The organism is Deltaproteobacteria bacterium, assembly GCA_026388545.1.
In the GTDB taxonomy this organism is placed as follows: Bacteria; Desulfobacterota; Syntrophia; order Syntrophales; family UBA2185; genus JAPLJS01.
The window spans coordinates 1-11032 of the sequence record JAPLJS010000082.1; the positions used below are offsets into that span (position 1 = coordinate 1).

Annotated in this window: 11 protein-coding genes and 1 riboswitch; of the genes, 2 read left to right on the forward strand and 9 right to left on the reverse strand. The window is 46.9% G+C overall.

The window, feature by feature from the left end:
• Positions 1-105: 105 nt before the first annotated feature.
• Both NTW12_10295 and fdnG read right to left on the reverse strand, forming a co-directional pair.
• Entirely contained in the window at positions 106-900 is a 795-nt protein-coding gene (locus NTW12_10295; protein MCX5846724.1) for a 4Fe-4S dicluster domain-containing protein, read from the reverse strand.
• The gene (gene fdnG, locus NTW12_10300) at positions 893-4018 is read right to left on the reverse strand and encodes a formate dehydrogenase-N subunit alpha (protein ID MCX5846725.1); all 3126 of its coding nucleotides are present in this window, start codon (positions 4016-4018) and stop codon (positions 893-895) included. The genes NTW12_10295 and fdnG overlap by 8 nt, the downstream gene beginning before the upstream one ends.
• A gap of 47 nt (positions 4019-4065) precedes the next feature.
• A riboswitch (molybdenum cofactor riboswitch) is annotated at positions 4066-4182 on the reverse strand.
• A gap of 285 nt (positions 4183-4467) precedes the next feature.
• On the opposite strand from fdnG, the gene NTW12_10305 reads away from it, so the two are divergent.
• The gene (locus tag NTW12_10305) at positions 4468-4929 is read left to right on the forward strand and encodes a LysR family transcriptional regulator (protein MCX5846726.1); all 462 of its coding nucleotides are present in this window, start codon (positions 4468-4470) and stop codon (positions 4927-4929) included.
• A gap of 24 nt (positions 4930-4953) precedes the next feature.
• Here the strand turns inward: NTW12_10305 and NTW12_10310 are convergent, their stop codons facing one another.
• The 7 genes from NTW12_10310 to NTW12_10340 all read right to left on the reverse strand — a co-directional run bounded on the left by NTW12_10310 (position 4954) and on the right by NTW12_10340 (position 10065).
• Positions 4954-5874 carry a transporter gene (locus NTW12_10310; GenBank protein ID MCX5846727.1) on the reverse strand — a complete coding sequence of 307 codons (921 nt, stop codon included), beginning with the start codon at positions 5872-5874 and terminating at the stop codon, positions 4954-4956.
• Positions 5768-6628 (reverse strand): ATP-binding cassette domain-containing protein, encoded by an 861-nt coding sequence (locus tag NTW12_10315; protein MCX5846728.1) that lies wholly within the window; start codon positions 6626-6628, stop codon positions 5768-5770. The genes NTW12_10310 and NTW12_10315 overlap by 107 nt, the downstream gene beginning before the upstream one ends.
• A 9-nt stretch (positions 6629-6637) precedes the next feature.
• Entirely contained in the window at positions 6638-7564 is a 927-nt protein-coding gene (gene cbiQ / locus NTW12_10320; protein ID MCX5846729.1) for a cobalt ECF transporter T component CbiQ, read from the reverse strand.
• Positions 7554-7889, reverse strand: a complete 336-nt coding sequence (locus NTW12_10325) for a cobalamin biosynthesis protein (protein MCX5846730.1) — start codon at positions 7887-7889, stop codon at positions 7554-7556. Before NTW12_10325 ends, cbiQ begins: the two co-directional genes overlap by 11 nt.
• A complete protein-coding gene (gene cbiM / locus NTW12_10330; protein ID MCX5846731.1) occupies positions 7876-8571 on the reverse strand; it encodes a cobalt transporter CbiM in 696 nt (231 codons plus the stop codon). The genes NTW12_10325 and cbiM overlap by 14 nt, the downstream gene beginning before the upstream one ends.
• Before the next feature lie 287 nt (positions 8572-8858).
• A complete protein-coding gene (locus NTW12_10335; GenBank protein MCX5846732.1) occupies positions 8859-9473 on the reverse strand; it encodes a peroxiredoxin in 615 nt (204 codons plus the stop codon).
• 10 nt (positions 9474-9483) lie between these two features.
• Entirely contained in the window at positions 9484-10065 is a 582-nt protein-coding gene (locus NTW12_10340) for a redoxin domain-containing protein (protein MCX5846733.1), read from the reverse strand.
• A 254-nt stretch (positions 10066-10319) separates the two neighbouring features.
• On the opposite strand from NTW12_10340, the gene larE reads away from it, so the two are divergent.
• Positions 10320-11032 (forward strand): ATP-dependent sacrificial sulfur transferase LarE (gene larE / locus NTW12_10345; GenBank protein ID MCX5846734.1); only part of this gene is annotated, 713 nt, incomplete at its 3' end.

Sequence of the window (11032 nt, forward strand, 5' to 3'; positions counted from 1 at the left end):
TCATCCCCAGACCCGTGAAGCACAGGATAAGGCAGGAAATCGCCAGCATCCAGTGAACCAGTCTCTCATACCAATCGGTAGCCTGAATTAATCCTTTCTTCATGATTATTCACCCCCTTCCTTCTTCGTTGCAGTATCTTCATCGGGGGTTTTAGGCCCATGGATAATATAATGCAGGAATGACCCCGCAAGAACGCCGCCTGCCGCAAGGAGGCTGAGCGGTTTCAGTACATCTTTCCACAACACGATGGAGAGCGGCACGGAGGGATTAGTCGGAAGAGCAGAGTATACGGCCGTCTTCTCCTGGAGGATATACACCAGATGCGTGCCGTTTACGTACTTATCACCATACACAGAGGCGCCTTCTCCCAGATCTTTTACCCTCTTATAGGCCTTCTTCAGGAGACTATCCTTATCTCCCCAGAGAAGCGCTCCCGTGGGACAAGCCTTCGCGCAGGCAGGTTCCAGATTATTGCCGATCCTGCTCTCGCACATGTCGCACTTATAGATTCTATCTGTTTTATCGTCGTATCTGGGAATATCAAAGGGACAGGCTGATATACATTCCTTACAGGCTATGCACTTACTATGGTTTACACCGACAGTTTTCATGTCTGTATAGTAAAGAGCTCCCGACGGGCATACCTTGACGCAGGCTGCATCCGTGCAGTGCATACAGGCGCTATGCCGGAAAAACCACTTCACGCCGCCCTTGTCGTCCGACATCTCCTGGAATCTCATCAGCAAGTAGGTATTCGCCTGGAGATCAGGTGGATTCTGATAGGTTCCCATGTGCCTCGTCTGCTTCGCCTCCAACTGATTCCACTGCTTGCAGGCCAGCTGGCAACCACGGCAACCGGTACATTTCGATATATCGAATAGTTTAATTTTCTCAGCCATTTTTCTTCACCCCCTTCTTCACGACATTGACCATAAAGGCCTTGCTCTCTGGTATTCCTGTATTGGCATCGCCGATCGTCGGGGTGAGCAGGTTGGCCGCATCGCCATACGTAAATACTTCAGGCTTTTTGTCAATCTTGCTATAGGCCTTTTTCGGCCGTGCCTGGGTAATCCAGCCGAAGTGCCAGGGAATACCCACTTCATGAACGATGGTGCCATCGATATTGAAAGGCTTGAACCGCGGCGTGACAATGGCCGTACACTCAACCTCACCACGGGGTGATTTCACGATTACCTTCTGACCGTTTTTAAAACCCCTTTCTTTGGCAAGCTCCTCGCTCATCTCGACGAACATACCCGGCTGCATCTCCGCCAGCCACGGGCACCACCTCGTGAGCACTCCCGTCTGCCAGTGTTCGCTGACCCGGTAGGTGCTGCAGATAAACGGGAAACGGGGATCGCAACTGGTAACTCCGGAGTACACATCCATATCGGAGCCGACGCCCGGTTTGTCGAAACGTTTGATTGCCGGGTTGTTCTTCTGTGGCGACATAAGATTCTTTTCCACGGGACATTCGAGGGGTTCGTAATGCTCGGGGAAAGGACCGTCCGCCAGACCGGGGCCGAAGAGACTGGCCACGCCGTCGGGCTTCATGATAAAAGGAGGCCGTCCGGAACCGGGATCGCCGGCGCCATCCGGGATGTCGCCAACCCATTTCTCGCCGGTCCAAGTGATGACAGCACGCTTGGGATCCCAGGGTTTTCCGTTCAAATCCACGGAAGCGCCGTTGTAAATGATCCGGCGGTTAACCGGCCAGCTCCATGCCCATTCGGGGAAGAGACCGAGGTCGGTGGGATCATTCTGCCCGCGCCGCATGGGGAGAATGCCCTTATCGCTCACGGAGCCGCAATAGACCCAACAGCCCGACGAGGTTGATCCGTCGTCCTGGAGCCAGGCGAAGGTTGGCACAAGATCTCCCTTCTTAAATTCCTTGAACTCCCCTTTCTTGTTGGGAACTTCCACCTTCTTATCTTCAAGGAAGAAACCGTTGATCTCCTGGGCTACTATACGGGGATCATAATGGAAGTGGCCGGAAGGCGTTTTCTTACCGTAAGGCCATGTCAGCTTCGTGATGGCTTCTTTATGGGGACCGTCTTTCTTTTCGTACAGTTCTTTGACCTTGAAGTAAATCTCACTCATAATGTCGCCGTCGGGCAGGGCGATTCCCGGAGGATTGACCGCCTTATAACGCCATTGTTGAAGCCGACTGCTGTTGGCAAGGCTTCCTTCTTTTTCGATAGAAGAGGCGCAGGGAAGCATGAAGACCTCTGTCTTGATCTTCGTCGGATCCATGCCGGGACCTCTCCAGAAGGAGCCCGTTTCATTGTCGAAGAGATTGACATTGACCATCCAGTCCAGTTTCCCCAGGGCCTGTCTCGTTTTATTCGAGTGGGCGCCGCTACACGCAGGGTTCATGCCCCAGGCGAAGAAACCGGTAAATTTGCCTTTATACATCTGGTCGAAGAGCACCAGCCAGGAAGCATTCATCCCATCATCCAGTTTTGGCATCAGGGCATAGGCCTCTTCGGGGGTGGCATTCATCCCGTACATGGACCGGAGAAAGCTTGCCGAATATTTCGGGAAATTTTTCCACCAGTTCAGGCTGTTTTTCTCCTTTGTGGTGGGTGTCCGCTTCTCGTTATACGCCTTCAGGGTTGCGAGGGAAGCCGTCGGTGTTCCGAGATAGCCCGGCCAGATATGGAACAGAAGGCCGTGATCCGTGGAGCCCTGGACGTTAGATTCGCCGCGCATGGCCGCGATACCGCCGCCGGCGATGCCCATATTGCCAAGGAGGAGCTGAATGATGCACATGGTCCGGATGTTCTGAACGCCTACGGTATGCTGGGTCCAGCCCATGGCATAGAGCTCAACACCGGCTTTATCCGGTTTTCCTGTACTTCCATATATTTTATATATTTCTTCCAGCTTATCCTTGGGTGTCCCGCTTATCCTGGACACGAGATCAATGGTATAACGGGAATACTGCTTTTTCAGGAGTTGGAACACGCAGTTGGAATCCTGAAGACTTGGGTCCTTCTTGATGACCCCATCTTTGCCCGTCTGATAAGACCAGGTATCCTTATTGTACTTGCTGCCTTCCAAGCCGGAATAGACGCCGTTGTTATCGCCCGGCATTTTAAAGGCCGGATTTACCAGGAAGGAGGCATTGGTGTAATTCTTTACATATTCCTCGAAGTAAAGCTTGTTATCGATGATATACTTGATCATACCGCCGAGGATGGCGATATCCGTTCCCGATCGCATGGGGGCATACACGTGGGACTTCGAAGCGGACTGGGTGAACCTTGGGTCCACGCAGATCACCTTCGCCCCCCTCTTGTCCATAGCCTCCTGTACCCATTTGAAGGAAACGGGATGATTGGAAGCGGGGTTGCTTCCCATGATTAAAATTACATCAGCATTCTTAAAATCAACCCAGTGGTTTGTCATTGCGCCGCGTCCGAACGACTCTGCCAGAGCCGGTACAGTCGGGCTGTGTCAGATACGGGCCTGATGTTCAATATAGACCAGACCCAACCCCCTTAAGAATTTTTGATAGGTGAAACACTCCTCGAGATCCATAGCGGCACTGCCGACGGAGGCGATACCTTCCGTTCGGTTAACTGTCTCACCCTTATCGTTTTTGAACTTGAAACTCGTATCACGGCTCTTCTTTATATTTGCTGCAATTTTATCGAGTGCCCATTCCCATTCCACTTCTTTCCATTCCGCGGCGTAGGGTTCTCTATAGAGAGGTTTCCCCAGACGGTTCTCATTGACTGCCATCTGGTAGATGGATCCGCCCTTACTGCACAGAGAACCTTTGTTAATGGGGCTGTCCGGATCGCCTTCCGTGTTGATGACCTTTCCTTCCCGTGCCGATACGATGATACTGCATCCCACGGAGCAGTAAGGACAAATGGTTGTGGTCTCTTTTGCATACTTGACCTTCAGTGGCTGGGCATGGGCGGACACCGGCTTCAGACTGATGCCGATTCCACTCGTTGCCAAGACTGCACCGGAGATCTTTAAGAAACCTCTTCTGCTAACATCCATAAAAAGTGCTCCTTTCTGAGAGTTTGTTTAGAAAATATTACTCCAGCATATTTCCTCTATTCTCCTTTCCAAATACGGGAGGCAGGATCGTTTCCAATCATGCCTAATGTCCACCCTTCATGGAAAACTTCTTTAGAAGGAGTGGATCGGAGAAGCATTCGCTTATAAAAGGCGGGATAAAAATCTCTGCATAAACATCCATGATGATTGAGTGAGGATCAAAAAACAGATCACAGGCATTTTCCGAGACTTTTAAACCGGTTTCCTATATACCTTATTCCTGTTACTGTCAACTTTTTTTTGGCAGAAAACCAAGACATTTCATTGATATATGTCAAAAATGACATATATCAATACATATTTTTTATGTACATTGTGATAAGTTTATGTTATGTTGAGCATATATAATTAATAATTACATAAATCTTCTAATTTTTAGGGGTTTACAAATGCAAATCAGACATAAAATATGGCTGGAAAGAAACGGAAAGACCATCTTCGGTAAAGGTCGGGAGGATCTACTGCATGCCATAGAGGAGCACCACAGCTTATATGGAGCAGCAAAGAAATTGAACATGTCTTACCGGGCAGCATGGGGACGTCTGAAGGCCTCGGAAGCGCGACTGGGTGTAAAATTAACCTGTTCAGACGGACAGGGTAAAGGACTGCATTTAACCCCGGAAGCAAAAGAGCTTTTGGAAAAATTTGATAACCTGCAACATGATGTAGAATCGTTCTTTAATAATTACAGCAGCATTTTTTCATTAGGCAAGACCAAAATAAGAAATGTTGCAGAAAATAAAGAATATAAAGATGTTAAACTTTTGAAATGGTCCGCTGCACTTTTATTATTTCTTACAGAGGACTTTAATGTGATAACATATATTGATGCATGTTCTCATGTTCTGTGAGAAATTCCGCTAATGTTCTTCAAATTAGAACCTCAGCGCTATTCCCCCAAGAAAAGTAATGTCTTTCTCGATTTCGTTCAAGCCTATCTTGATGCCGAAGTCAGTATCCAGGTTTTCCCTGATTGAATATACGAATCCGCCTAATATATAGGCAGGATTAGTACCGGAGGCCTTGTCGGTATTTCTCTCCGTACCGATATTGGCAACTAACTTAAGGTCTTTGATTACCTTAATCTCTCCCGCCAGAGATGCATGCCAGATATCTTCCCTCTGCTCCAGCTGATTTTCATTTCTCTTATAACCGAGATTCACGTGAAATACCATAGGGTTTACTTCTTTTGTAGTAATGAAATAGAGTGTACCTGTTGTCCTTCCGGTCCCAAGATCCTTACCCTTATTACCCGCCGGCAGAGTAAGCCCTGGTTTGAGAGCAATACTGAAACCATCTTTATCAAACAAGCGCCACTTTACCTCCAGCGACATATCCGCTATACCACTTACGTCAGATGTGGTGGCATCGTTTTCCTTCTCTTTTTTCCACTGGTAAGGAAACCCCATGATAATATCAACATTATCCATGATACCATAGGTAAGGGCTGCCTTGACCTCGCTTTCTCTACCCTTTGTCATGATATTTGTACCGGTATCATCGCTTGACTTTTCTCTGTCATAACTTGTTTGACCGTTCAGTTCGAATAAAAATTTCCCCTTCCCCTGCGTGCCTGTATCGTCAGTGATGAGAGGGTGTGCGGCGAAACTTGTAGTTAAAAATGTATGGGTAACAATTATAAGAATAAAAAATATAACTCTTAATGGTTTCGTACTGAAACGCATTGTATTAAGAATGGTCATTGTCATGGCTATCTCCGTCTCCATGCTCATGGTTTTTTTCATGGCGGTGAAACAGGTAATGCGAATGGATATGGATGTGAGCATGTTTACCATGGTAGTGAATATGCTCGTGGATGAGATTGACCTTCAACAGCAACTCCTCATCGTGTAATATTTCATCGGCGGTCCCGATTTTTTCAATGCGGTGATCCTCAGAAAGGACAGCAACCCGGCACTGCATTTCACTCACAAAAGACAGGTCGTGGGTAGCGATGACGAGGGTTTTCCCTGCCTCATTGAGGAGAATCATCAGCTCTATCAGGAAGCTTCTCGTTCTCGGATCAAGTCCGCTCATCGGTTCATCGAGAAGGAGCACACGGGGATTCATAGTGAGAATTGAACCGATGGCGACCCTTTTTTTCTCTCCTCCCGACAGCATATAGGATGGTCGATCCTGCAGATGAGATATCTCTAACATCGCCATAACACCCCTCACCCGTTCATGAGCCTCATCTTCAGAGAGTCCCAACTGCAACGGGCCAAACATCAACTCATCTAGAACAGAAGGGCAGAAAAGATGAACATCGGAATCTTGAAAGACATACCCCACGCTGCTTCTGAACGATTTCAGGAATGCCTTTTCCCGGAGCGACTCTTCGGAAACCTCTTTTCCCCGAAAGAAAACCCCCCCGGAGCGTGGATAAATCAGACCGTTCATAACCTGCAGGAGGGTCGATTTACCGCTGCCATTCGAGCCGATAACGGCAAATTTTTCGCCCTCGAAAATACTGAGGCTAACCCCGGATAAAGCCGTGATCTTTTCGTAATAACTATAGCTTACATCATCAATCAGGATAATATCTTCCACAAGCAGTCCTCACATCCATAAAATAAATATTCCTGCGATAAAAAAGAAACAGCATGAAAACCTATCCACTATTGTCAATGCACCGAAATCGGAAAGCCGCACATCTTCAGCAAAACCCCTTGCAACCATTGCTTTGAATACCTCCTCATACCGGGACAGTGTTTTTCTAAACATATGCGCTATTCTGCCGGCAACCCATATCCTGGCTTCGTCGTTTCTTACCATTCCCACCATCCTGCTTTTCCTCGCCAGGTACATGCTTTCCACCGTTTTGGCGAATATGAAGATGTATTTGTAAGAAAGTGTAATAATGAGTAAAAAAGTATCAGGAACCCGAAATATCTGCAGGGCCTTGATAAACCTGTGAAAGGGGGTTGTGTAAAGGACTAACAGGGAAAGGGTGAGAGAGTTCATCATTCTCAAACAGAGCATGGTGACTCCGTCAATTCCCTGTCTTGTGAGACCTATCTCACGCGGAATGTGATAAATCCAGAAGTCATAAGGATATGACAACGTCATCACATGGAAAATCATGTCACCCGGCGTCACCACATTAAATGCAGACGGAAAGGTAACAAGAAACCCAAAAATAAACGTCAAGCCGATGACTCTTTGATAAAAGCGCCGGAGATTTATCCGTGAGACGGCTATCAGCAGAAAAGCGAAGAGGGCAATTACCACCTCAGGAAAGATATCCTTTTTCAGGCTGACGATAACAACAAAGAAGACGAGGAATATTACCTTTACCCGTGGATCAAGATTCCGGAATAGGCCTTTTCCCGTTTCCTGCCCCACATTTATATAGCCTGTTGTAATCATCTCCGAGAGTCGTTTTATTCCTTTGTCGATAGAGGAAGGTTTATGTGAACCCCTTTCGTGCGGATCATGTGTTTGGGCGGGTGTAGACAGAAGAAAATCGGGAATTTTATTTATCATCTTTGAATAACAGCTTCGATATTATTTTCATAAATATGGAGGCCAGGATGATCCCAATGATACCCGACACGATGTAGGAAATAATTTTCGTGGTCACCAACGCGCCATCTCCACCAAAGGTATAGTCCGGTATGGGGGCCACCCAGATATCCGCCGTTCTCTTCAACCCTTCCGGAATATAACCGAGAAGCCTTTCTAGGGTGTTTAGACCCCATTCACCCCAGGCGTCTTCGGCGCCAAATTTTTCCGGCAGAATAATTCCCAAGGGAGACAAAAGCGCCATTGCGATAAGGCCCAGCCAGAGTTTCTTCTCAAACCTTTTCATAGGAAGTCTCCCTGATCGCATAAATGAGCGTCGACTCATTCTTCAGAAAATACTTCAAAAGCGCAACAGTCATAACACCCTCAACAATACTAAACAGGAGCAAGTGTTCAATGGCCATGGCAGGTATCGCAATGGAAAGGGGATAGGGCGCATACAGGGGCCTGCCGTCAGGGCCAGCCGCAATGACAGGCTGAATACCAAACATGAAGGCGGCAGACAGGGCAGCGGCAGTGAGCCCGATATACCCGGAAAGAAAGGCCGCTGAAATAAATCTCACTCCACTATTTTTCGTTCCTTTTATCATGGTGAATGTCCAGAAGGCAACAAAGGGCATGACAATGGCCATATTAAAACAGTTGGCGCCGATGGCCGTAATGCCGCCGTCACCGAACACAAAGGCCTGAATAATTAAAACCACGGAGACGGTAATGACCGCTGTCCAGGGTCCCAAAAGCAAGGCGATAATACCCGCGCCGACGGCATGACCCGTTGTACCTCCGGGGATGGGGATATTGAACATTTGAATGAGAAAAGAAAATGCGGCAGCAATAGCCAGATAGGGAACATGTTTGGAGGATACCTCCTTTTTTATCTTTTTCAGGGCTATCCCCCAGATGGCAATCGATACCCCATAAAGGGGAATATATGTCTGGGGACTGAGATACCCGTCAGGAATATGCATAAAATTCTCCAAAAGAAAAAAGTGTTATAAATCTCAACATCGTGCTACCAGCAGACAAAAAAATAATACGGTGTTATTTTTTTACTATTCGTAATACATAAACGCGTATTCGTCAAGTGAAAAATGTGATGTAATGCAACATACTGGAATTACAAATAGATCGTATGCTAAACACATGCAATCTCTACAGTAGGTAGAAATCTTTAGAACATCATTAGTTATGATTTCTCGCTTTGCTCGAAATGACAGCATAATAGCGTTACTTAGGAAACAATCTGCTCACTATGTTACTGCTTCAGCCTTTCCAGCGCCCTGACGAGGTCTTCAAATAATGGTCTCTTGTTTATATCGTGAACATCACTATAACGGATAATTCCTTTCTTATCGATGACAAACAGCGCTCGCTCGGATACCCCATCGGATCGTAAAACTCCATATTTTTGGGCTACCTTTCCGTGTGGCCAGAAGTCAGAGAGCACGGGAAACCATAAATTGCCCATCTGATTCGTCCAGGAAAACAGGGTAGGTATATTGTCAACAGTGATCCCCAGCAATACGGCATCATGCTCATCAAATATATCCTTCACGATATTATATCCCGGCCATTGGTCTGAGCAGACGGGAGTCCACGCCGCAGGTACAAAAGAGATGACAACATTTTTCTTACCACGATACTGTTTTAAAGAAATCATTTCCCCCGATACCGCTTTGAGGGTAAAATCAGGAGCAGGCTTCCCTACCTTGACCTTCAAAACACTGTCTGTCGGCTTGAGGATTCCCGGGTTATAGATATTATTTTTATACGCATCCGACAAGCTGTACGCTGTCGGAACAAACGGGAAACTAAGGATAAATGTTCCCATCAGCAGAACTAATAACACTTGTTTAGTATATGTCTTCATCTCAAACCTCCTACTGTATACCGGATAATTTAATCATCATTTCGAGAAATTGATCCACTCCCTCAAAAGCACCGAGTTTGGAGTAAATGACCTGATGAGAACCGTCAGGATTTATTTTCACGCCGATAAAGTACGGCGTCCTCACTTCCCCGACTATTTCATGAATGACATAATCTCCATCGGCAAAGAGGGAAAACGGTATGTTGTATTTTTTCTTAAAGGTTCCAACTTCGTAGGAAGTATTTCCCGCACCGATACCAATTATCTTGATCTTACCCTTGAGAGCCGGATTCTGTTCAATTTTTGCGTAAAGCTGATTTACATATGGCGCTTCATGTTGACAGTAAGGACAGTACATACTGAAAATCTCGACGATAACCAACCTGGCCTTAATCTCAGGAATCTTGAAAGAACCGAAACCGAAAAAACCAAGACCAAGATAGCTTTTTTCCGCGGAATCCTTTGGCATGGAAAGTTTTATGTCCGGCAGCATTCCACCCACTGCCGGTGGAGAACTTGCCGCCCACATATAACCCACAATCATGAAAACAGTCATGGTGACTACAAGCATGCACACTATTATCTTTTTCATCAGAATACCTCCACAACATTGTTATTGTGAACGACCAATATCTACCTAATGTCGTAAAATTACTCCAGCCAGGTAGTTATGTCAAAGAAAAAATTACACATTGAATGTCCACATGTTGACAACCTGTTGCCCAAAATGATAAACGACAGCATGTTTAGCAACGTTACAGGGAAATTTCAAAAAAACACGTCTCGTATGCAAGTCAGCCTCCTTACCCTTTTCATATAGGGAGGGGGCTTTTTGCTTTGTAGATTATGACGCAACTTTCCTCAAAACTGAAGCGGCTGGAAGCGATTCTGTCTGACATGCGAAGTGTACTTGTCGCCTACTCCGGGGGCGCGGATAGCACCTTCCTGCTCAAGGTTGCCTCAAACGTCCTTGGCGGCAGGGCGATAGCGGTTACGGCAAGTTCGGCGACGTATACACCCCAGGAACTTGAAGAGGCCAGGAAAAATACAGAACTAATCGGCGCAAAGCACATTATTGTCCACACAAATGAACTGGACGATCCGGATTTCGCATCCAATCCCCCGGACAGATGCTACTACTGCAAGAAGGAACTCTTCACAAAGCTTTTCGAATTGGCGCAGCAGCACAGTTTGAATTATGTGATAGACGGTTCAACTTGCGATGACGAACGGGACTTCCGCCCGGGAAAGAGAGCCGCCTCCGAGTTCCACGTCAGAAGCCCGCTCATGGATGCCGGCTTCACAAAAGAGGAAATAAGAGCGCTATCGAAGGATATGAATCTCCCCACGTGGGATAAACCCCCCCTTCCCTGCCTCTCAACCAGGTTCCCGTACGGCACTCAAATCACCAAAGAAAAAGTTGAGCGTGTTGGTCGTGCTGAGGAATTCCTGGCAGGCTTTGGAATCCGGCAATTGAGAGACAGAGACCATGATAATATAGCCAGGATAGAGGTGCCGCGTAAAGACATGCCCATGTTCCTTGACGAGGAAATATCCAA